The sequence below is a fragment of the Neobacillus drentensis genome, from assembly GCF_036962765.1.
GTDB classification, from domain to species: domain Bacteria; phylum Bacillota; class Bacilli; order Bacillales; family Cytobacillaceae; genus Neobacillus; species Neobacillus drentensis_C.
The window spans coordinates 6,484-28,320 of sequence record NZ_JBALOS010000060.1 but is presented as its reverse complement, the minus strand read 5'-3'; the positions used below and the strand labels follow the sequence as shown (position 1 = coordinate 28,320).

Genomic DNA, 21,837 nt, shown 5'->3' with positions numbered 1-21,837 from the left:
AATAATAACGTCATAAATTTTTTCTTCAGACATGTTAAAACACTCCCTATATAAAAAAATACGATTAAGTATATTGTTCCCTTACTTAATCGTATATAACAAATGTTTTATCGTCCATCAATATGCTTAATTAAGGCTCTTTCGTAAACTTTGTTACTTTTGAATCCATAATTAGGGCCATTTACTAAGAAACGTATTTACTTACGAAAAGATGCCACGAAGCAAATAGAAATACGGATTGATGAACCTATACGAAAAACAACAATTTATGCGAAAACAGCCTAATTCAAATAGTTATTGACTATCTTTATATATTTACCAATGGTTGCTGGGGAAATCCCATAGCGGTCAGCTACCTCTTGCTGGGAAATTCTTTCACTGCGAAGTTTGTGCCACACATACTCCACGGCTCCGGCCCAAGCACGTTTATTTTTCAATTGGAGGCTGTCTTTGGATACCTCGACAAACACAGAAAACCACATGAGATATAAACCAGCCTCAATCGTACCAATTGGTTGATGAGTTTCATAAAAAAGTTCGGCAACTTCTTGTGCATCTGCGGTCTTAGAAGGTTTTCCTGAACGAATCAACGAGATATATTCTTTTTCCAAGCGCGTAAATTTTTGATTTTGTAAGAGCCGCTTGGAGGTGATTATTTCTTCTTTTTTACTCGAAACGGTCGTAAGAAATAGAGCGAATAAGCGCTCTTCCACATAGTCGCTGTCCAGTTTTTGAAAAATGGAACCAGAATGGTCTTCAAAACCGTTTGCTTGCCCATTTTCTTTATTCCAAGGTTCGGAGCCTTCTTTATCAGGATTCAGTTCCAACACCTTTTTCCAGACGCTTTTTGCAAAATTCTCATTACCAGTGAAATAGGCAGAATGGGAAAGCCAATAGTAAAACGGGCCATCTCCATCAAAGCCGTACTTATATAATTTTTTCAGCCATAAATAAGCTAGGTCATATTCTCCTACTAAAGCAAACGTGGCCCCAAGCTTAAATTGCTGTTCACTTAGAAGCGGTTGAATTTTCTTTAACGTGTCAATCATTCCCGCAACATTTCTTGCCTGTCCCTGATAATAAGCAAATACAAGCCGGTTACATAAGGCATGCAAATTTCCTGGATTCCGTTCTAAAACGTCCGCTAAAATGGATTCCGCCTTTTGGGTCTTTCCTAAATAAAAATAGGCGAGTGCCAAGTTGTTATACGCAGACCAATACTCTGGATAGTCCTTGACGACATCTTTTAGCAGCTCAATTGCCTTTGGAAAATAACCCGACTCGAGCAGGTCACGAGCCTGTTCTTGTTTAACGATTAAGTCATCCTGCTGATATAGATCATCCTCAAGATCTTCCGACTCAAATGAAAGTACATCTAGTAAATCCTCTGTGTCATCGCTAAAGTCACCATCGGGGTCCAGCTGTAAATACAGTTTGGCGTGGTGATAAGCATCTTTAAAAAATCCCAAATGGGCGTAATTATTGGCCAAAAAATAATGGCATTCGACCATTTCTTGATCTAGATCTTCAAGGATGAGGTGCAAGAGTCGGTTGGAATTTTCAAACTCGCCAAGTTCTGTTGACACAAGCGCCAACTGGCATATTATCATCGGTTCACCCGGCTCAAGCTGCATCGCTCGCCCAAGATATTTTTTTGCTTTGTTAAAATCACGTCGATGGAATGCCTTTAAACCCTTCGTGAAATAATATTCCCCCGTAGGAACAAATGTAAGTAATTTTCCCATATGCATTCTTGCTTTCGCGTCTTTACCCATGAAGTCCTCCACATTTTTAACATAACTAATGTAGTATACCACATCTGGAAGTAGTTCGAGAAGGGATTCCAAGCTGTTTGACAAATTGCAAATATTCAAACCAAATTTTATCTGCACATTTTGAGGGGATATCTAAAAATTTTTGAAGAATATCTACAAAAATTTAATACTATCTACAAAACCACGAAAAAACCGGTCAATTTACGACCGGTCCTTGTGTCTTTCTTCTAACGTTTTGAGTACTTCTTTAAATGGAAGGCCTTGTTCAACCAGCAATACCTGCAAGTGGTAAAGCAAATCTGCAGCTTCCCAGCGGAGCTCCTCAGCATCACGGTTCTTGGCAGCGATGATCACCTCAGACGCTTCTTCGCCGACTTTTTTCAAAATCTTATCGACGCCTTTTTCAAATAGATAGGTTGTGTATGCTCCTTCTGGTCGTTCACGTTCACGGTCGATGATTACTTTTTCAAGCGATTGTAAGATCTGATAGTCTGCCAGACTCGATGTCCCCGTATAGCCCCGTTCTGAAAAACAACTCACCGCACCGGTATGGCAGGCAGGACCTTTCGGATAAACAAGGACCAACAACGCATCTTGATCACAGTCATAATTGATGCTGACAACAGTCTGTGTATTACCGCTCGTTGCTCCTTTATGCCATAATTCCTGACGGGAACGGCTGTAAAACCATGTTTCCCCCGTTTCAATCGTTTTGGCGAGCGATTCCTCATTCATATAAGCGAGTGTTAATACTTCTTTTGTCCCTGCATCTTGAATAATTGCGGGCACTAACCCTTTTTCATCAAACCGGACATTCATCGAACCGTCACTCCTTTTTCCCGTAAATAGCTTTTTACTTCATGAACGGATGTCTCTTTATAGTGAAAAATAGACGCAGCTAGAGCAGCATCTGCTTTTCCGGCTAAGAATGCTTCTTCAAAATGTTCCGAATTTCCAGCCCCGCCTGAGGCAATGACTGGAATGGTTACTGCTTCACTTACTGCCTTCGTCAGTTCAAGATCGAACCCATTTTTTTCGCCATCACTATCCATGCTCGTTAGTAAAATTTCCCCCGCTCCCAACTGCGCCGCTTCTACTGCCCATTCAATCACTAGTTTGTCAGTAGGTGTCCTGCCGCCATGCGTAAATACGCGCCACGTTCCAACTGCTTCATCGTATTTTGCATCAATTGCGACAACGATGCATTGTGAACCAAAGTAGCTGGCGCCTTCCTTAATAAGGCCCGGATTAAGGACAGCTGCTGTATTCAGCGATACCTTATCTGCCCCAGCGCGTAAGATTCTTTTCATATCCTCCAAAGCATTAATGCCCCCGCCAACGGTAAACGGAATCGCCAGCTCCGAAGCGACGGCTTTAACGACTTCAACCATTGTTTTCCGGCCTTCAACGGATGCAGAGATATCTAGAAAAACGAGTTCGTCTGCTCCCTGCTCATCGTAAAAGCGCGCCAGTTCCACGGGGTCTCCGGCATCGCGCAGCTGCACAAATTGTATCCCTTTTACTACCCGTCCGTCCTTTACATCGAGACAGGGGATGATTCTTTTTGTTAATGTCATCGTGTGCCCACCTCTTTCAGGGCCTCTTTTAAAGTGAAGCGGTTTTCATAAAGGGCTTTTCCCACAATCGCTCCTTGAATCCCCTTAGAAGCAATTGCTTTTAGGTCGCCTAGACTGCTTACCCCGCCAGAGGCAATGACATTTTTCCCGGTCGCTTCGGCCATTTCACAGACAGCGGCAATATTCGGACCTGCTAGTGTCCCATCCGTAGCAATATCGGTAAAGATAAATGTCTCTGCCCCAGCTTCTGCAAAGCGCTTGCCGAGTTCAACCGCTTTTAGTTCGGAAGTATCCAGCCATCCATGTGTTGCGACATAACCGTTTTTGGCATCAAGGCCGACCGCAATTTTTCCGCCGTATTTTTTGATCATCTCGATGGCAAATTCGGGGTTGGAAACGGCAATACTTCCAATGATGACGCGGTTCACACCACTCTCAAGATAGTGGAGGATATCCTCCTCTGAACGAATGCCGCCGCCAATCTGAATATTGACCTGTAATTTTTGCGCTGCTTCAATCACAAACCGGTCATTAACCCGCTTGCCATCCTTTGCCCCATCAAGGTCGACCATGTGAATCCACTCGGCACCATCTGCAGCAAAACTCTTGGCCATATCAAATGGTGAGTCCCCGTAAATGGTCTCCTGGTCGTAGTCCCCTTGAAGGAGTCGGACGCACTTGCCGCCGCGCATATCAATTGCTGGATAAATCGTTAAACTCATCGGATTGCCTTCCTTTCCTCCACCATTTGTAAAAAATTAGCGAGAAGGGCCATGCCCAGCTTGCTGCTTTTCTCCGGATGAAATTGCATCCCAAAAATATTGTCTCTGCCAACCACAGCAGATACTTGTTCGTGATAATTGGCCTTTGCCAGTAAAACATCTGAGTTTTCCGCATCCACATAATAGGAATGAACGAAATAGACATAATCCTCATCTAGATTTTTTAATAGAGGCGATTCTTGAACAAATTCAAGCCGGTTCCAGCCCATATGCGGAACTTTGTAGGTCTGTCCATCCGGTGTTTTCCCTGGAAAACGACGAACACTGCCGGGTAACAATCCCAAACCTTCTGTCAGTCCATTTTCTTCACTATTTTCAAATAGCAGCTGCATCCCAAGGCAGATGCCAAGCAGCGGTTTACCCGTTGCCGCAAAATCCTTAATCGTCTCCACTGGCAAACGTTCCATCGCATCACGAAAAGAGCCCACACCAGGAAGAAGCAAGGCATCTGCAGCTAGCAGCTCACCCTTATCCGCAGAAATAAAATACTCCGCACCCAGCCGTTCCAGTGCCTTGCTAACACTAAACAGATTGCCCATTCCATAGTCAACAATGCCAATCATCCTACCATTCCTTTCACAGTGCCTATTATAGTGCCTGACACCACTAATTTTCTTCTAGAGCATTCCCTTAGTCGATGGAACGCCTTTGATGCGTGGGTCGATGGTTGTGGCTTCGTCAAGGGCCCGTCCCAGCGCTTTAAAGACGGCTTCGATCATATGGTGTGTATTTTTGCCGTAATGTACGATGACATGGAGATTCATCCGTGCCTCGAGTGCAAGTTTCCATAAGAATTCATGAACTAGTTCGGTATCAAATGTACCCACCTTTTGTCCGGGGAACTCTGCACGCATTTCAAGATGCGGACGATTACTAAGGTCTACGACCACCTGTGCCAACGCTTCATCCATCGGTACAAATGCATTTCCGTAGCGCTTAATACCACGTTTGTCACCTAATGCTTCACGCAGCGCCTGTCCAAGACAAATTCCGATATCCTCTGTGGTATGGTGATCGTCTACTTCTGTATCCCCATTTGCATTCACTGTCAGATTGAATTGTCCATGTTTGGTGAATAAATCAAGCATATGGGTCATGAACGGTACACCTGTTTCTAAATTCGACTGACCGTCTCCATCCACATCTAACGTTAATTGAATTTGTGTTTCATTCGTGTTCCGTTCAATACTTGCGATTCTTTCCATGAAAGGGACCCCCTATATATTGTCAATACGATAATTTGCCGTCATTTTTTAAGCGGTATTCAACTGCCCGTGCGTGGGCCTCGAGCCCTTCCTTGCGAGCAAACTCCGCAATTTTAGCACCATTCTCCTCTATTGCTTTTTGACTGTAGATAATCACACTTGATTTTTTTTGAAAATCGTCCACATTCAACGGACTCGAAAAACGTGCCGTTCCATTTGTAGGAAGAACGTGATTAGGACCGGCAAAGTAGTCACCAACCGGCTCAGAGCTATAACGGCCGATAAAGATCGCACCTGCGTGTCGAATTTTCCCAAGTAGTTCAATCGCATTTTCAGTGATGATCTCTAAATGTTCTGGAGCTAATTGATTGACGGTGTCAATCGCTTCCTCGATGGTTTCCGTTAGGTAAATGGCACCATAATCGGCAATCGAACGGGCGGCGATGTCTTTTCGTGGCAGTTGTTCTAGTTGCTTTTCGACTTCTACGGCAACCGCTTCGGCCAGGACACTCGATGGTGTAACGAGAACACTGCAGGCGCGTGGATCGTGCTCAGCCTGTGATAATAAGTCGGCCGCAACCTCATCTGGTCTTGCCGTTTCATCTGCCAAAATCGCAATCTCGCTTGGACCGGCAATCATATCAATGTCAACATCCCCATAAACTTCTCGTTTTGCTAATGCAACATAAATATTTCCGGGACCAGTAATTTTATCGACAGAGTGAATCGATTCAGTTCCATAGGCAAGTGCCGCAATCGCTTGGGCTCCTCCCACCTTATAAATTTCTTCAACGCCTGCTTCCCTCGCCGCAACAAGGACGGCAGCTGGTAATTGACCTTGATCATCCGGTGGTGATACCATCACAATCCGTTTCACACCGGCTACTTTCGCCGGAAGTACGTTCATCAGAACGGAGGATGGGTAGGCGGCGGTTCCGCCTGGCACATATACCCCGACAGAATCGAGCGGAGTGATTTTTTGACCTAGGACGGTTCCATTTTCTTCGGTCGTCATCCATGAAGGCCGCAGCTGTTTTTCATGGAAGGAGCGAATATTGTCGGCTGCTTCCCTAACAATCGCTATAAAACGCTCATCTATCTGCTTGTAAGCAGCCTCTATTTCTTTTTCAGTGACGGAAAAAGAGGCTAAGTGAACACGGTCGAGTTTCTCTGTATATTCCCGTAATGCTTCATCGCCGCGCGTACGAATAGCTGCAATTATCTCTTTTACCACCTCTACCTGTTCGGAGGTACCTGACTCAATCGATCGCTTGATCGAGACGAGGTCATTTACTCTTACTATTTTCATTTTTCATTAACCTCCATCGAAACAACTTTACTAAGCCGGGTGACCAGTTCATCAATCTTCGTATCCTTGATGCGGTAGCTGACAGGATTAACGATGAGTCGTGAAGTGACATCGACAATCCGCTCGTACTCAACAAGACCATTTTCCCTCATCGTCCGGCCCGTGGAAACAATATCGACGATACGGTCCGATAAGCCGATAATCGGAGCAAGTTCGATCGAACCGTTTAATTTAATAATTTCAACCTGTTCCCCCTGTTCACGAAAATAGGCTTCCGCCACATTCGGATATTTCGTTGCAACTCTAGGGGCTACATCATTCATCTTGGTCCCAGGAAGACCAGCCACCGCTAAATAACAAGCGCTGATTCGTAAGTCGAGGAGCTCGTAAACATCACGTTCCTCCTCTAGCAAGACATCCTTACCGGCAATGCCAATGTCGGCAACACCATGCTCTACATAGGTAGGAACATCTGTCGGCTTTGCTAAAATAAACCGAAGACCCTCGTTTTCAACCTCAATAATTAACTTTCGTGAATCATCAAATTCCGGCGGAAGTTGATAACCGGCTTTCCTGAGCAGGTCAGCCGCTTCTTCAAAAATCCGCCCCTTTGGCATGGCAATTGTTAGTATATTATTCATCGGCACGCCCTCCGAGTAAGTAGGTAGTATCCGCAAATTTCTTTGTAAAGGCATCGATATTTTTGACGCCGTTGATATCCTGAAGCACAGTCCGCTTTCCTTCCTCATGCAGCTTTTCAGCTAATTGAAAGGCTTCCTTGCGGCGCTCATGGCTGAAAATAATACAGGTTACAGCATTTTCCACTTCGTCGTTTCCAAGCGCCTCTAGGAGCCGATCGAGATGCACAGCGAACCCAGTGGCACTTGCTTTTTTTCCAAACTTCTCTATTAAGCTGTACCGGCCGCCATTTCCGATTGGAAAGCCGACATTCCCTGCGTATACTTCAAATAAAATCCCTGAATAGTAGCTCATATGGCTGACGATTGTAAAATCAAATTTGACCTCATCCCCAACACCATAGTCGTTAAGGCATTCCCATAATTCCTTAAGCTGTAAAAGAGCCAGCTTGCCTTGCTCATTTTCAATCAAATCGAATGCCTTGCCGATGACTTCAATCCCTCCCCTTAAATCAAGGAATTGAAGAAGTCTTTGTTTATCAATCGATGATAGTGATAAAGAGTTCACATGCTCACGGTAGCCAACATAATTTTTTTCATATAAAAATCTTCTTAAAGAATCAGCCCGCTCATCGGTTCCAAGGATTTGTAAAAATAATTCTTGGGCAAAACCAATATGTCCGATCGATACTTGGAACTCAGACAATCCTGTTTTTTTCAATGAAGAAATGAGCATGGCAATGACCTCACCATCGCACGAAACCGTTTCGTCATTTAAGCATTCCACGCCGATTTGTTCAAATTCAGCTGGCCGGCCCCCTTCACGCTGCTGTGCACGAAAAACATTGGCAGAGTAAGCTAACCGAAGCGGCATATCGTCGTGTAAAAGTTTCGAGGCTGCGACTCTGGCGATTGGCGCGGTCATGTCAGGCCTTAGTACCAATGTATGTCCTTGTTTATCAAGCAATCGAAACAGCTGGGCATCTTGAATGGCCGATGCCGATCCGACTGTTTCGTAATATTCAAGTGTGGGTGTTTCAATAAATTGGCACCCCCATAATTTGATGGTGTCTTCCATTAAGGTGCGGACACGGTGTTTTTTCTCATATAACTCCGGAAGCGTGTCTCTCATGCCCAGAGGCTTTTCAAACATAAACAAGCGACTCATCAAGCTCATCCTTTATAGTTAGATTACTTTATTATTAAGTTTAAATTTTTTAAATCCTTTAGTCTGCTAATGTGATAATGAATTAAAGTAGTTTTAGTTTACCCCTAGTGGTAGTATTCGTCAATGAAAAACTTTTGAGATGGCTTTCCTTCAAATTTAAGGGGATTTTGCCCAACACGGGATGGATTCACCAAATTGATTTTGGGTTCTGATCAACACGGGGTGGATACTGTCAGATTCAGATGGAATTCCGCCAAACTGTGGGAAGATTCCGCCAAATCTCTGCGTATATCCGCCAACAACGTTAGGAATTCCGCTAAGTTTCTGAATTTTGCCGCGAAACGACAATTTTAACAGTTAGTTTACTATAAAAAAAGCCTGGTTGCGAAAACCAGACTTAAAAAATTTCAATATTTTATTTTTTTCGACCATAAATGGAATCATTGGCCCAGCGCTCAGCCAATTCTTCTTTTGTATATATGACCCGCATCGGATTGCCCCCGACGAATGCTCCTGGAGGAACATCCTTATGGACAAGGGTCCCAGCAGAGACGATAGCCCCATCCCCGATTGTAATCCCTGGAAGGATGGTAGAGTTCGCACCAATCATCACTTCGCTGCCAATCACAACAGGACCGAGCCTGTATTCTTTTATTAAATATTCGTGGGCAAGGATGGTCGTGTTATATCCAATCACCGTATTGCGGCCAACACTGATTTTTTCTGGAAACATCACATCCAGCATGACCATTAATGCGAAGGAGGTTTGGTCGCCAACCTTAAGCCCCAGGAACACCCGATACAGCCAATTTTTCAACCCCAAAAATGGCGTGTAGCGGGCCAATTGAATCACTATAAAATTTTTGACAACCTTCCAAAAAGGCACAGTCTTGTAGACATGCCATAAAGAATTCGCTCCTTCAACTGGGTAGCGGGTCGTATTCCTCATTTTCTCACTCTCCGAGGATAGTTAATAAATCAGCCATATTCTCAAGAATATAATCTGGTTCATATTTTGCAATATAGTCTCTACCTTTAATTGACCAGGCACAACCGGCTGTTACCGTCCCGGCATTCTTGCCTGCTAAAATATCGTGGTAATTATCGCCGACCATCATCGTCTCTTCAGGAGTAGAGTCCAGTTGTTCCAATGCCTTAAAAATAGGCTCAGGATCTGGCTTTGTCTTACTGACATGATCATAGGTCACAACTACTTCAAAAAAGGCCTCAAGGTTCATGAGGCGTAGACCCTTCAGAGTCACATCATGACGTTTGGTAGTGACAACACCTAGCTTATAGCCCATTTCTTTTAAGGTCTGTACGGTTTCAAAGACCCCAACAAATTCCCGCACCAATTTATCATGGTTGGCAATGTTAAAGGTTCGATATTCTAAAATCAGTTCCTCAACAAGATCAGGGTCGATGCTGCCAAACGCTTCGTGCAGCGTCGGTCCGAGAAACGGCAGGACATCCTCACGCTTGTACTTGCTTGGAAAATACTTTTCAAGCGTATGCAGGTAAGTTGTAATAATTAATTCATTCGTATCTATTAATGTCCCATCTAAATCAAAAAGAATGGTCGTTATTTTGTTAGTCATAGGTAGCTTCCTTTCATTATGAGCCCCGAGTGTTTCCAAATGGGTCTGGAAAAATATTAGGTGTAGAATGAGAGAAAGAGCAATTGCTCCAAGACCCTCTTAATAAACCTGACAATTAACTGTTTTCTTGGTCTAAATAACGCCTGTCTGTCAGCTGTTTAGTCCGACGATAGAGCAGAATCATCAGTGCACCCACCACTAATGCAAATGAAATGGTTTGCGCCATCCGAAGGCTGCCAAGCATTAAACTATCGGTTCGCAAGCCCTCGATGAAAAAGCGGCCTATTGAATACCAAATCACATACGTAAGGAACAATTCCCCACGGCGGAAATTAACTCGGCGAAGGAAAAGTAATAGGAAAAAGCCAGCAAAGTCCCAGAGCGATTCATAAAGGAACGTTGGATGATAATACGCCCCATTAATATACATTTGATTGATGATAAATTCTGGCAAATGTAAGTTTTCTAGGAAAGCTCTTGTTACTTCCCCACCATGTGCTTCCTGGTTCATGAAATTTCCCCACCGGCCAATCGCTTGCCCAAGAATAATACTCGGGGCCGCAATGTCAGCAATTTTCCAGAAAGAGAGTCCACGCTTTTTGGCAAATACATAGGTGGTGAGGACGGAGCCAATCAGGGCGCCATGGATAGCAATGCCTCCATTCCAGATTTGCGGGATATCCGCCGGATGATTGACATAATATTTCCATTCAAAAATCACGTAATAAATCCGGGCAGAAATAATCGCAATCGGAATTGCCCATAGCATTAAATCTGCAAAGGTGTCTTTCTCTAATCCTCTTCGATTTCCTTCCCTTATAGCAAGGTACAAGGCAAGGGCCAGACCTGAGCCAATAATTATTCCATACCAATGCACCGAGATCGGTCCAAGTGTAAAGGCAATCGGATTCAGCGGTTGTATCGTTTCGTTCATCTCTCTATCTCCTCTTCCTTTTAAATCTCGTCATGATCCCCGTCTTCAATGACATCAGACAGGCGTTCCGTAAATTGCTGGGCTGCATTTACACCCATTCGTTTCAGACGGAAATTCATAGATGCTACTTCTATAATAACAGCGAGATTTCGTCCTGGACGAACGGGGATGGTCAGTTTTGGTACATCCGTGTCAATGATTCTCATTGTTTCTTCATCTAAACCAAGGCGGTCATATTGTTTTTTCGAGTCCCAAATTTCTAGATTCATAACAAGGGTAATGCGTTTATTACTTCGAACTGCCCCAGCTCCGAACAAGGTCATCACATTGATAATCCCTAAGCCGCGAATTTCAAGTAAATGCTCGATTAAATCCGGAGAATTTCCGACTAATGTATCCTGGTCCTCCTGGCGAATTTCAACGCAATCGTCTGCCACGAGCCTGTGGCCGCGCTTGACCAATTCCAAAGCAGTTTCGCTTTTACCGACACCGCTTTTTCCGGTAATTAACACCCCGATACCATACACGTCCACCAATACGCCATGGACAGCAGTCGTTGGTGCGAGCTTACTTTCTAGGTAATTCGTAAGGCGGCTGGAAAAACGTGTTGTCTTCATGCCCACTCGTAGAACGGGGACTGATTCCCGTTCGGACGCTTCAATCAACTCGATGGGTACCTCGATATCCCGAGTGACAATGATTGCTGGAGTGATATCGGTGCATAAACGGTCCATTCTAGATGCTCGTTCAGCATCGGACAGCATTTCAAAAAAAGAGAGTTCTGTTTTACCTAATAACTGAATTCGTTCCGCTGGGTAAAATTCAAAATATCCCGCCATTTCAATTCCAGGACGTGAGATATCACTCATGGTGATGGGACGGTTAATTCCCTCTTCACCACTAACTAATTCAAGATTAAATTTCTCGACTATATCTTTGGTACGTACTTTTGGCAAGGAAATATCCTCCTTAACTAGAAAAGCGTAAGGCGCCTGCTTATCGGCGACAAGCATAAGACAAGCCGGCAGAGAGGTTGACCTTTAACCTTCATGACGGATTGGCTGTAGACCATCGAGCCGATGGCGCCTGGAGCTAGACAGTAATAAAATTTAAAAACATAGTTTAATTCCATTTCCACTTATTTTAGCATTTTTTAATGAATAACCATACTTTCATGTCTAAAAAATTAGATGGGCTGCACGTGGGTGCTTTTACCAGCAAAAAAAGGTGTACACTCTTTTAAGTGAACACCCTTCTCTCAAAAATATTAATCTTTTGATTTCCGTGATGGCTGGAGCAGCGTTTTTTGAATAATCAAGTTTACGAGCGACATCAGTATGGCAAAGAAGATGGCCATCCCAAAACCGGAAATCTCAAAGGCTTCGCCCATCAAATAATCTGTAAGCTCTAGTGTAATCGCATTGATTACTAATAGGAAAAGCCCCAACGTTAACACTGTCACTGGCAAAGTGAACAGAATCAGGAGCGGGCGTACCAAAAGATTTAAGATGGACAATAAAATGCTTGCCTGAAGTGCGGCCATGAATCCTGTTAGTTGAAAACTTTCGTGAAAATAACCCGCTAGTGCCATAAACAACACCGCATTAATCAAACATCCAATCAGCCATCTCATTTTCGGCATCTCCTAGTTAATTTTCTTGTGATTTATGAATTGCAACGGATCCCGTTTTAGTGTCTACATAAATCTTCATCATTTTATCAGGATGATTAATGGATTTAAAGCGAAGCGATTTTTGAATCATTTCACTTTTCTCCTCAAGCACTTGAACACCCACGAGTTCCACATTAAATCCGCCAAGATTTGTTTTTAATTCCCCATTTACTGGCAGGCCATCTGGGATGAAGAGGTCGATCCCACCAGTTGTCGCTTTGACTTGGATCGACTCCGTTCGCTTTCCTCTGAGATGATAGCTGATATTCCCATTAAAGGACTGGGCTTCAACCCGTTTGATATCACCATCGAGTTTAATTGCCCCGTTAATAGTCTCTGCCTCGAGATCATCAATCACACTGTTAATTATATTAATCTTTCCATTTGCCGTTTCAACCTCTGCTTTTTTTCCATAGACACGGTCAAGATTTATTTTCCCATTCGCCGTTTTCACTCTGAGGTCATCGACATTCATTTCTTCTCCGGTGACAGACCCGTTAAATATTCTGATTCGCATCCGATCATATTGAGCTTTCGGCACATAAATGGTTGAATCTACTTTCATCCATTTTTGCTGCGTCATAAAACGTAGTTTTTGTTGATCAACTGAAAAAATAGTATCTCTTAAAAAGTTCTGTCTTGCTTGGTCCGAGTTTTCAACCCGAAACACCTTTGCTTGGCACTCAATCCTTACATCCGGTTGCTCCCATGCGGCAATTTTAACGGAACCATTCGCCACGTCTATATCGACCTCTTTCAGGTCAGCATCACCTTGGTGGAAAATATGGGAGATTTCGACGGAATGACCAAAGTTCAAATCAAAATCAAAATCTTTGATTTTTTTCAATGCTGAATCGACAAAATCAAAAATCTTCTCCTTTGTCGTTTGGAATTTCGCCTGGAAAGGATCTTCCTTCTTGGCCTCTTCAAAATTTACTGCTGTGGAGAGCTCATGAACAATCTCTGCTTGCTTCTCTTCCATCGTTTGTTTTGCCTTTTCTAATTCATCCAGCAATGTGACAGCTTCGTCGACGGTTAGCTTTCCTTCTTCCACCATTTTTAAAATCCGCTTTTTTTCCTCTTTCATCATTACCACCTCAGAATCATAAATTTGTCTCATTTCAAGCTTATTCAGAAATTAATACCTTTACGCCTTTGATTATGTTCCAAACGACAACAATACACCACGTGAGCAATAATAAAACCAGACTTATAATCGTCGTTACAGAGATTTTATCAGGCATTGTAAAAATATCATTTAAAATTGTGAAAACCATTAATGCTGTAGGGATTAATGGAATTAAATGTGATAGTAGTGATTTTTTTGCATGTGCTTTTGTCACTTCATCGCCCGAAACAAAATAGACGATTAGTGGAAATAGAAAGCCTGCGAAAAAAATACTAAAATAGCACAAACTTGACAGAACTTTTCTTGTCTCCATTTCTGCGCTCAACTCCTTTATTCCCTTATTTACGAAAACCGAATCTAGAAAGTTTCGTATTTTTGATAAATAAAAATGCACTCCGTTGGTCACTGCCGTACATACCCACATGAAATACGGAATCCGCCATTTGGAGCCGGAATTCCGCCAACATGAAACGGAATTCAGCCTATCTAAGATTTTATTCCGCCAAACTCTGAACTTATTCCGCCGTTTCACCCAATTATTCCGCCAATCACCACAATCGAAGGAGTTACGACTATAAAGACTCCATAAAAAAAGAGCCGAAATTCTCATGAATTTCAGCTCTTCCATACTTCTTATGCTTTTATGGCACTCTTATCTTCAATTTGCTGTTTCATCCGGAGTCGATCACGCTCAAGGATTGGCTTTAAGTATTTTCCTGTGTAGGATTCAGGGACTTCCGCCACTTTTTCTGGTGTTCCGGTTGCGACGATTGTTCCGCCTTTGTCGCCGCCTTCAGGGCCTAGATCAACAAGATAATCCGCTGCCTTTATGACATCAAGGTTATGCTCAATCACGAGAACCGTGTCGCCATTTTCAACTAAGCGCTGCAACACAACAAGCAAACGCGAAATATCGTCTACATGAAGACCTGTTGTTGGCTCATCTAGTATATAGAAAGATTTCCCTTGTGAACGGCGGTGCAGCTCCGAAGCAAGTTTTACACGTTGGGCTTCCCCTCCAGATAGAGTTGTTGCCGGCTGGCCAAGTGTGATGTAACCAAGACCGACATCGAGGATGGTTTGCAGCTTGCGGCTGATTTTTGGAATGTTTTCGAAAAATTCAACAGCAGCTTCCACAGTCATATCCAAAATGTCAGAAATATTTTTACCTTTATATTTTACTTCAAGGGTTTCACGGTTATAGCGCTTGCCATGACAAATTTCGCATGGCACGTATACATCCGGTAAGAAGTGCATTTCAATTTTAATGATCCCATCGCCGCGGCATGCCTCACAGCGTCCGCCTTTTACATTAAAGCTGAAGCGTCCCTTTTTATAACCGCGGACCTTCGCCTCGTTTGTGTTCGCAAACACATCACGAACGTCATCGAAAACCCCTGTATACGTAGCGGGATTCGAACGTGGTGTTCTGCCAATTGGCGATTGATCGATATCGATGACTTTCTCTAAATAATCGATACCTTTAATACTCTTATGTTCACCGGGCTTAGTTTTTGCATGATGAAGCTTTTGTGCCAAGGATTTATGTAGGATTTCGTTAATGAGAGTACTCTTCCCTGATCCAGACACACCCGTAATAGCAATAAACATCCCAAGCGGCAGCTTCACATTGACATTTTTTAAATTGTTTTCCGTCGCTCCTTTAATTTCAATAAAGCGGCCATCCGGTTTACGCCGTTCAAGCGGCAGAGGGATAAACTTTTTCCCGGATAAGTATTGGCCTGTTAAAGAATTGGGGTCAGCCATCACTTCTGCAGGTGTTCCTGCTGAAACAACCTCCCCGCCATGAACCCCAGCACCCGGACCAATATCAATCAAGTAATCGGCAGCAATCATGGTATCTTCATCATGCTCGACGACAATTAAGGTGTTGCCGATATCACGCATGTTTTGCAGCGTCCCAATTAAGCGGTCATTATCGCGCTGATGTAATCCAATGGATGGTTCATCCAAAATATAGAGAACACCGGTTAAACGCGAACCGATTTGCGTGGCTAAGCGGATCCGCTGGGCCTCACCACCGGAAAGGGTGCCAGCCGTCCGGCTCAATGTTAAATAATCGAGACCGACATTAATTAAAAAGCCCAGCCTTTCACTAATTTCACGGAAAATTAATTTGGCAATTTGCATCTCTTTTTCCGAAAGATTTAATTCTGCAAAAAATTGATGCGCTTCTTCAATCGAAAGGTCGGTGACATGGGCAATATGGCGGCCATTAATTAGCACGGCCAAGGTTTCTTTTTTTAAACGATAGCCTTTACATGTTGGACATGGCTTCTGGCCCATATATTTTTCCATTTGCTCACGGATGTAATCCGAACTTGTCTCTTTGTAACGGCGCTCGACATTGCGGATGACGCCTTCAAATTCAATATTGCCCTCTCGAACCTGACCAAAATCATTTTCATAGCGGAAATAGATTTTTTCACGGCCGCCACCATAAAGTACTTTTTCCAACAAGTGTTCAGGGATATCCTTGACAGGGATATTCATATCGACGCCGAAATGATCACATACTGCCTCAAGGAGTTGCGGGTAGTACTGTGAGCTTGTTGGTTCCCACGGGGCAATCGCGTGCTCCTTTAGTGTCAAATCGCGATTTGGGATAACAAGGTCAACATCGACTTCGAGCTTAGAACCAAGCCCGTCACATTCTGGGCAGGCGCCAAAAGGACTGTTGAAAGAAAACATCCGTGGTTCCAGTTCTCCAATTGAAAAACCACAGTGCGGACAGGCATGATTTTCACTGAACAGCAGTTCCTCCTGGCCAATTACATCAACAATGACCTTCCCTTCGCCCAGCTTTAAAGCTGTCTCGAGGGAATCGGCAATCCTTGCTGCAACCCCTTCCTTGACGACAATCCGGTCAATAATTACCTCAATTGAATGCTTTTTGTTTTTTTCTAGTTCGATGTCATCGCCAAGGTCAAGCATTTCCCCGTCTACACGAACACGGACAAATCCTTGTTTTTTAATATCCTCGAGCACCTTTACGTGGGTTCCTTTCCGGCCCGATACCACCGGGGCAAGGATTTGCATTTTGGTCCGCTCTGGAAAATCCAAAATCCGGTCGACCATCTGTTCAATCGTTTGTGAGGAGATTTCAATTCCATGAATCGGACAGGTTGGATGCCCAACCCTTGCAAATAATAACCGTAAATAATCATAAATCTCAGTCACCGTCCCAACTGTTGAACGGGGGTTACGGCTTGTTGTTTTTTGATCGATGGAGATAGCTGGGGAGAGACCCTCAATGGCATCGACATCCGGTTTATCCATCTGGCCAAGGAATTGCCGAGCATAGGCAGAAAGCGATTCGACATAACGCCTTTGCCCCTCTGCATAAATCGTATCAAAGGCAAGCGAGGACTTTCCAGACCCGGAAAGTCCCGTTAAGACAACAAGCTTATCTCTCGGAATGGTGACATCTATATTTTTTAAATTGTGGGCTCTGGCGCCTTTCACAATCAGTTTTTCCATTGCCATTGTTCCGTCATCCTTCCGCTTTTAGTTCCAATAATAAATCACGAAGTTCAGCAGCACGTTCGAAATTAAGCGCTTTTGCTTCGACTTTCATTTCTTTTTCCATCGTGGCAATCAGTTTCTCTTTTTCCTTCTTCGACATTTTGCTGAAGGATGCCGCTGGTTTGTATTCTTCCTGCTCTTCTGCTGCGTGTGTAGCACGAATGACGTCGCGGATATCCTTCTGAATCGTCATTGGGACGATTCCGTGCTTTCGATTGTACTCTTCCTGGATGGCACGGCGCCGTCTTGTTTCTGTTATCGCTAATTCCATTGAATTCGTAATTTTGTCTGCATACATGATGACATGTCCATGGGCATTCCGGGCGGCTCGGCCGATCGTTTGAATTAACGAACGTTCAGAACGGAGGAAGCCTTCTTTATCGGCATCAAGGATTGTAATCAGCGAAACCTCAGGGATATCAAGGCCTTCCCGGAGCAGGTTAATCCCGATAAGAACGTCATATTTCCCTAGGCGAAGTTCACGAATAATTTCGATCCGTTCGAGCGTCTTAACCTCTGAATGCAAATATTGAACTTTAATGCCGATTTCCTTCAGATAATCTGTTAAGTCCTCAGACATTTTTTTCGTCAGCGTCGTCACAAGCACCCGTTCATTTTTCCTAACCCGTTCGTGAATTTCACCAATTAAGTCATCAATCTGCCCCTCAATTGGACGGACTTCAATGGTTGGATCCAAGAGTCCTGTCGGGCGGATAATCTGCGAAACCATTTCTGGTGTATGCTCGAGTTCATAGGGACCAGGTGTGGCCGAAACATAGATGATATTGTGAATATGCTTTTCAAACTCATCAAACATTAATGGCCGGTTATCAAGCGCTGAGGGCAGACGAAAGCCATGATCGACAAGCACCTGTTTCCGTGCTTTATCCCCATTGAACATTCCTCTTACTTGTGGCAAGGTTACATGCGACTCGTCAATTACCATCAAAAAGTCCTCTGGAAAATAATCAAGCAGTGTATAAGGCGTTGACCCAGCTCCTCTTAATGTTAAATGGCGTGAGTAATTTTCAATTCCTGAGCAAAATCCCATTTCACGCATCATTTCAAGATCATAGCGAGTCCGTTGTTCTAGCCTTTGTGCTTGGAGCAATTTATCGTCCGCTCGTAATTCTTCTAAGCGTTCTTCTAGTTCCTTTTCAATATTCGCAATGGCTATTCTCAGCTTTTCTTCCCTTGTTACGAAGTGGGAGGCTGGAAAAATTGCCACATGTTCTCGTTCGCCAATGATCTCTCCTGTGAGCGCATCGACCTCACGGATCCGATCGATTTCATCGCCAAAAAACTCGACACGAAGACAATGCTCATCACGAGAAACAGGGAAAATCTCAACAACATCTCCACGGACCCGGAAAGTTCCCCGTTTGAAATCAATATCATTCCGGTCATATTGGATATCGACTAAACGGCGCAGCAACTGATTGCGCTCTACTTCCATTCCTGTTCTAAGGGATAACACCATTTCCCGATATTCTTCAGGAGAACCCAAACCATAAATACAGGAAACCGAAGCAATTACAATCACATCTTTGCGTTCGAATAACGAAGATGTCGCAGAGTGACGCAATTTATCTATCTCATCATTGATACTTGAATCTTTTTCAATGAAGGTATCTGTCTGTGGAACGTAAGCTTCCGGCTGAAAGTAATCATAGTAACTGACAAAATACTCAACGGCATTGTTTGGAAAAAATTCTTTGAACTCACTGTAGAGTTGACCTGCTAGGGTCTTGTTGTGGGCAATGACAAGCGTTGGTTTATTTACTTCTTTAATCACATTGGAAATCGTAAATGTTTTACCCGTACCTGTGGCACCAAGCAGTGTCTGTTGTTTTTTATTGTTCCTAATCCCCTCAACTAATTGTCTAATCGCCTCAGGCTGATCCCCTTGGGGCGAGTACTTTGACACTAATTCAAATTGATCTTTCACGATTTTTCCCTCCCGTAAAATCAATCACTTTTCAGCATATGTACTTCAATAATAGACCGGGATGGTTGCTGGAAAGTGTATCCTCTAAAATTCATATTAACATTCTACCACATTCCCCTAAAAACAAACCAATAATATGCGAACGAATATTCGACTTTAGCGAAATAAAACAAAAAAGCCTGCCAGTTTTCTGACAGACTCACATAATTATTTCATTGTCTAGGTCTTCTTCAATACCCTTTGCTTCATTTTATCAGCAATCCAAAAACCTGCAGTTAACGAGAAAGCATCGACCACAATAACCATAAAAGAGTTGGTATATCCTTTATATACGGACGTGGCAATCAGGGCTACAGTTAAGATAAGCCCGATGACTCGGTTGTATGTAACCCGTGTAAAAAGCAAGACGAGCAGCCCTGGAAGAATAAGTGCTGACATATATCGAATTACGGTTTCCAATAAGTACACCTCATTCAATTAATTACTGTTAATTTATTCTAAAAATTAATTCACCAAATTGCAACAAAAATAATAGGAAAATTGCCTATCATACGTCTCACCTTATTTGTCCGCCCTAACACTCATAATCCCTTCCTTGGGTTGAGTAACTGCACTTACTAGCACAAATCCTAAGAAGGAAAGGATAATTGGCATGACTACTGTATGTAAACCAAATGGATTCGGATAAAATTGATCCAATAAAATATAGGAACCCAGCCCTATAATCATTGAAGTGATAGCACCATACTTATTCCCCTTACTCCAGTACAATCCTAAAATAACCGGCCAGATAAAGACAGACTCCAATCCCCCAAATGAGAACAGGTTCAGCCATACGATTAAATCTGGTGGACTCAAGGAAAGAAGAATCACTACAATCCCAATCACCGCAGTCACTGTAAAACTAACCTTTTTAATATGGTCGTCCCCTGCATCCGGCTTGATGTAATTTAAATAAACATCCTTGACCAATGCTGAACTGACTAAAATTAATAAGGCATCCACTGTCGACATGATCGCTGCCATCGGTGCAGCGAGAACAATGCCCGCAGCATAGGGAGGGAGTACTTTCATTGATAAGAGCGGCATGACAGTATCCCCAATTTTCACACCTGGGAGTACAGGTCTTGCAAATACACCAATAAGGTGCATACCCAGCATAATAAACCCAACCACAATTGTACCTATGATGATTGCATTATGCATCGCCTTGGAATTTTTATAAGACATTGCTCGGACTGCAATCTGCGGCAGACCGACGACACCAATTCCTACTAAAATCCAAAAAGAGGATACAAAGGCGGGCGTTAAACTACGGTCGGCACCGAAGGGACTGATTAAGTTAGGATTTTCTGCTGCTAAATCTGAAATAATTTTTGGGACTCCTCCACCCGCTTTAATGGTAGCGATTAATAGGATTAAGGTACCCCCAAACATGACCACTCCTTGAATCGTATCTGTGATTGCAACCGCACGAAAGCCGCCGACAATCACAAAGATAAGGACGGAAAAGGCAAAGATTAATAGTGCTGTTGTATAGGGCAGGCCTGTTAAACTTTCTACTAAACGCGCTCCCCCAATCCATTGCGCGGTCATGGACGAAAACAGAAAAATAATGATACTTGCAGCTGAGATTAATACGACTGCTTTACTTTTATATCGCTCTTTTAAAAAGTCAATCAGGGTAATAGCCTTATACTGACGGGAAATGATCGCAAATTTCTTCCCTAGCACCATTAAGGTGAAATAACCGGTGGCTAACTGAGCCGCGGCAAGCAGGACCCATCCCAACCCTTGGGTATATGCGATCCCGGGTCCGCCGATAAAGCTGCTGGCACTGCCATACGTTGCCACCATTGTCATGGCAAGAATAAATCCGCCCATTTGACGCTCCCCTAAAAAATACTCCTCTAAGAAAGAATGAGATTTAATGACAAATTTGTTTGACCACATGCCCACAGCAAAAATAATGACTAAGAAAATCAAGAGAGGAGTAATGACCGCCCAATTCACTTGCGCTCACCCTCTTCCTCTTCAAACGGAACATCTTTGAATAAAAACTTTACCGTAAAAATAACAAGAATAATTATGACAATCGATCCTAAAATACAGCTGTAAAAGAACCAAGCGGGTAAACCTAATATGTAGGTGTAATGTTTTACTTTGGCAGATCCTAACCCATAAGCAAAGCCGTACCACCAAATAAAATTAATCAAAACAAGGATAATGCCAATCACGGCTTCTCTATGAGCAATTTTGAACCGCTTGTCCCGCGGATATTCACTATTCTTCATTGTACTCCTCCTAGATGCAAACTCACTCCACATATTCATGTTATTTTTAACCATTCAAGAAAAAATAACCAATTTAATCCTAGCGGAAAAAGAAAAAACGCGCAAAGAAAAAACCTATCCTCTTGTGTACAGTTTCCCTCAGTACAAAAAGTGCAAGCGTTAGTTTATCAACGTATAGACCGGAGTGCTCAAAAAACTATGAAGGACAAAACTAAGTCGTCCAGTAAGTAAAATGTCTTTCATAAAGGTTCCGATGGACAAA

General features: G+C 43.2%; 21 protein-coding genes. All 21 read right to left on the bottom strand.

Annotated features, from left to right (window positions below; all coding sequences use genetic code 11):
• Window positions 1-281: 281 nt before the first annotated feature.
• The gene (locus V7137_RS09670; RefSeq protein ID WP_335697886.1) at window positions 282-1,775 is read right to left on the bottom strand and encodes a tetratricopeptide repeat protein; all 1,494 of its coding nucleotides are present in this window, start codon (window positions 1,773-1,775) and stop codon (window positions 282-284) included.
• Window positions 1,776-1,976: 201 nt separating this feature from the next.
• Complete coding sequence (hisIE, locus tag V7137_RS09665; RefSeq protein ID WP_335697885.1) at window positions 1,977-2,594, bottom strand: bifunctional phosphoribosyl-AMP cyclohydrolase/phosphoribosyl-ATP diphosphatase HisIE; 618 nt, start codon at window positions 2,592-2,594, stop codon at window positions 1,977-1,979.
• Complete coding sequence (gene hisF / locus V7137_RS09660; RefSeq protein ID WP_335697884.1) at window positions 2,591-3,352, bottom strand: imidazole glycerol phosphate synthase subunit HisF; 762 nt, start codon at window positions 3,350-3,352, stop codon at window positions 2,591-2,593. Before hisF ends, hisIE begins: the two co-directional genes overlap by 4 nt.
• The gene (gene hisA, locus V7137_RS09655; protein ID WP_335697883.1) at window positions 3,349-4,074 is read right to left on the bottom strand and encodes a 1-(5-phosphoribosyl)-5-[(5-phosphoribosylamino)methylideneamino]imidazole-4-carboxamide isomerase; all 726 of its coding nucleotides are present in this window, start codon (window positions 4,072-4,074) and stop codon (window positions 3,349-3,351) included. The genes hisF and hisA overlap by 4 nt, the downstream gene beginning before the upstream one ends.
• Window positions 4,071-4,697 carry an imidazole glycerol phosphate synthase subunit HisH gene (gene hisH / locus V7137_RS09650; protein ID WP_335697882.1) on the bottom strand — a complete coding sequence of 209 codons (627 nt, stop codon included), beginning with the start codon at window positions 4,695-4,697 and terminating at the stop codon, window positions 4,071-4,073. Before hisH ends, hisA begins: the two co-directional genes overlap by 4 nt.
• Window positions 4,698-4,751: 54 nt before the next feature.
• Entirely contained in the window at window positions 4,752-5,339 is a 588-nt protein-coding gene (hisB, locus tag V7137_RS09645) for an imidazoleglycerol-phosphate dehydratase HisB (protein WP_218347632.1), read from the bottom strand.
• Window positions 5,340-5,361: 22 nt separating this feature from the next.
• The gene (gene hisD / locus V7137_RS09640) at window positions 5,362-6,648 is read right to left on the bottom strand and encodes a histidinol dehydrogenase (RefSeq protein ID WP_335697881.1); all 1,287 of its coding nucleotides are present in this window, start codon (window positions 6,646-6,648) and stop codon (window positions 5,362-5,364) included.
• A complete protein-coding gene (hisG, locus tag V7137_RS09635; protein ID WP_218347630.1) occupies window positions 6,645-7,289 on the bottom strand; it encodes an ATP phosphoribosyltransferase in 645 nt (214 codons plus the stop codon). The genes hisD and hisG overlap by 4 nt, the downstream gene beginning before the upstream one ends.
• Window positions 7,282-8,454: an ATP phosphoribosyltransferase regulatory subunit gene (locus V7137_RS09630; RefSeq protein WP_335697880.1), complete on the bottom strand. Its 1,173-nt coding sequence runs from the start codon at window positions 8,452-8,454 to the stop codon at window positions 7,282-7,284. Before V7137_RS09630 ends, hisG begins: the two co-directional genes overlap by 8 nt.
• A 415-nt stretch (window positions 8,455-8,869) precedes the next feature.
• Window positions 8,870-9,403 (bottom strand): acyltransferase, encoded by a 534-nt coding sequence (locus V7137_RS09625; RefSeq protein ID WP_335697879.1) that lies wholly within the window; start codon window positions 9,401-9,403, stop codon window positions 8,870-8,872.
• 4 nt (window positions 9,404-9,407) lie between these two features.
• Window positions 9,408-10,052, bottom strand: coding sequence for a pyrophosphatase PpaX (gene ppaX / locus V7137_RS09620; protein ID WP_335697878.1), 645 nt, complete (start codon window positions 10,050-10,052; stop codon window positions 9,408-9,410).
• Window positions 10,053-10,167: 115 nt separating this feature from the next.
• Entirely contained in the window at window positions 10,168-10,986 is an 819-nt protein-coding gene (gene lgt / locus V7137_RS09615) for a prolipoprotein diacylglyceryl transferase (protein ID WP_335697877.1), read from the bottom strand.
• A gap of 20 nt (window positions 10,987-11,006) precedes the next feature.
• Window positions 11,007-11,942, bottom strand: a complete 936-nt coding sequence (hprK, locus tag V7137_RS09610; protein WP_335697876.1) for an HPr(Ser) kinase/phosphatase — start codon at window positions 11,940-11,942, stop codon at window positions 11,007-11,009.
• A gap of 311 nt (window positions 11,943-12,253) precedes the next feature.
• Window positions 12,254-12,619, bottom strand: coding sequence for a phage holin family protein (locus tag V7137_RS09605; RefSeq protein WP_218347624.1), 366 nt, complete (start codon window positions 12,617-12,619; stop codon window positions 12,254-12,256).
• Window positions 12,620-12,635: 16 nt separating this feature from the next.
• Window positions 12,636-13,745, bottom strand: a complete 1,110-nt coding sequence (locus V7137_RS09600; protein WP_335697875.1) for a DUF4097 family beta strand repeat-containing protein — start codon at window positions 13,743-13,745, stop codon at window positions 12,636-12,638.
• Between the two features lie 40 nt (window positions 13,746-13,785).
• Window positions 13,786-14,100: a DUF4870 domain-containing protein gene (locus V7137_RS09595; protein WP_335697874.1), complete on the bottom strand. Its 315-nt coding sequence runs from the start codon at window positions 14,098-14,100 to the stop codon at window positions 13,786-13,788.
• A gap of 320 nt (window positions 14,101-14,420) precedes the next feature.
• Complete coding sequence (uvrA, locus tag V7137_RS09590; RefSeq protein ID WP_335697873.1) at window positions 14,421-17,294, bottom strand: excinuclease ABC subunit UvrA; 2,874 nt, start codon at window positions 17,292-17,294, stop codon at window positions 14,421-14,423.
• 7 nt (window positions 17,295-17,301) lie between these two features.
• Window positions 17,302-19,281 carry an excinuclease ABC subunit UvrB gene (gene uvrB, locus V7137_RS09585; RefSeq protein ID WP_335697872.1) on the bottom strand — a complete coding sequence of 660 codons (1,980 nt, stop codon included), beginning with the start codon at window positions 19,279-19,281 and terminating at the stop codon, window positions 17,302-17,304.
• A gap of 219 nt (window positions 19,282-19,500) precedes the next feature.
• Window positions 19,501-19,719, bottom strand: a complete 219-nt coding sequence (locus V7137_RS09580) for a DUF2198 family protein (RefSeq protein ID WP_218347720.1) — start codon at window positions 19,717-19,719, stop codon at window positions 19,501-19,503.
• 123 nt (window positions 19,720-19,842) lie between these two features.
• Window positions 19,843-21,294, bottom strand: a complete 1,452-nt coding sequence (gene panF / locus V7137_RS09575) for a sodium/pantothenate symporter (RefSeq protein WP_335697871.1) — start codon at window positions 21,292-21,294, stop codon at window positions 19,843-19,845.
• Window positions 21,291-21,575: a YhdT family protein gene (locus V7137_RS09570; protein ID WP_335697870.1), complete on the bottom strand. Its 285-nt coding sequence runs from the start codon at window positions 21,573-21,575 to the stop codon at window positions 21,291-21,293. Before V7137_RS09570 ends, panF begins: the two co-directional genes overlap by 4 nt.
• Window positions 21,576-21,837 lie beyond the last annotated feature (262 nt).

Coding starts and splice junctions, on each gene's coding strand:
- V7137_RS09670 (WP_335697886.1), bottom strand. CDS start 1,775: ATGGGTAAAGACGCGAAAGCAAGAATGCATATGGGAAAATTACTTACA.
- hisIE (WP_335697885.1), bottom strand. CDS start 2,594: ATGAATGTCCGGTTTGATGAAAAAGGGTTAGTGCCCGCAATTATTCAA.
- hisF (WP_335697884.1), bottom strand. CDS start 3,352: ATGACATTAACAAAAAGAATCATCCCCTGTCTCGATGTAAAGGACGGA.
- hisA (WP_335697883.1), bottom strand. CDS start 4,074: ATGAGTTTAACGATTTATCCAGCAATTGATATGCGCGGCGGCAAGTGC.
- hisH (WP_335697882.1), bottom strand. CDS start 4,697: ATGATTGGCATTGTTGACTATGGAATGGGCAATCTGTTTAGTGTTAGC.
- hisB (WP_218347632.1), bottom strand. CDS start 5,339: ATGGAAAGAATCGCAAGTATTGAACGGAACACGAATGAAACACAAATT.
- hisD (WP_335697881.1), bottom strand. CDS start 6,648: ATGAAAATAGTAAGAGTAAATGACCTCGTCTCGATCAAGCGATCGATT.
- hisG (WP_218347630.1), bottom strand. CDS start 7,289: ATGAATAATATACTAACAATTGCCATGCCAAAGGGGCGGATTTTTGAA.
- V7137_RS09630 (WP_335697880.1), bottom strand. CDS start 8,454: ATGAGTCGCTTGTTTATGTTTGAAAAGCCTCTGGGCATGAGAGACACG.
- V7137_RS09625 (WP_335697879.1), bottom strand. CDS start 9,403: ATGAGGAATACGACCCGCTACCCAGTTGAAGGAGCGAATTCTTTATGG.
- ppaX (WP_335697878.1), bottom strand. CDS start 10,052: ATGACTAACAAAATAACGACCATTCTTTTTGATTTAGATGGGACATTA.
- lgt (WP_335697877.1), bottom strand. CDS start 10,986: ATGAACGAAACGATACAACCGCTGAATCCGATTGCCTTTACACTTGGA.
- V7137_RS09605 (WP_218347624.1), bottom strand. CDS start 12,619: ATGAGATGGCTGATTGGATGTTTGATTAATGCGGTGTTGTTTATGGCA.
- V7137_RS09600 (WP_335697875.1), bottom strand. CDS start 13,745: ATGAAAGAGGAAAAAAAGCGGATTTTAAAAATGGTGGAAGAAGGAAAG.
- V7137_RS09595 (WP_335697874.1), bottom strand. CDS start 14,100: ATGGAGACAAGAAAAGTTCTGTCAAGTTTGTGCTATTTTAGTATTTTT.
- uvrA (WP_335697873.1), bottom strand. CDS start 17,294: ATGGCAATGGAAAAACTGATTGTGAAAGGCGCCAGAGCCCACAATTTA.
- V7137_RS09580 (WP_218347720.1), bottom strand. CDS start 19,719: ATGTCAGCACTTATTCTTCCAGGGCTGCTCGTCTTGCTTTTTACACGG.
- V7137_RS09570 (WP_335697870.1), bottom strand. CDS start 21,575: ATGAAGAATAGTGAATATCCGCGGGACAAGCGGTTCAAAATTGCTCAT.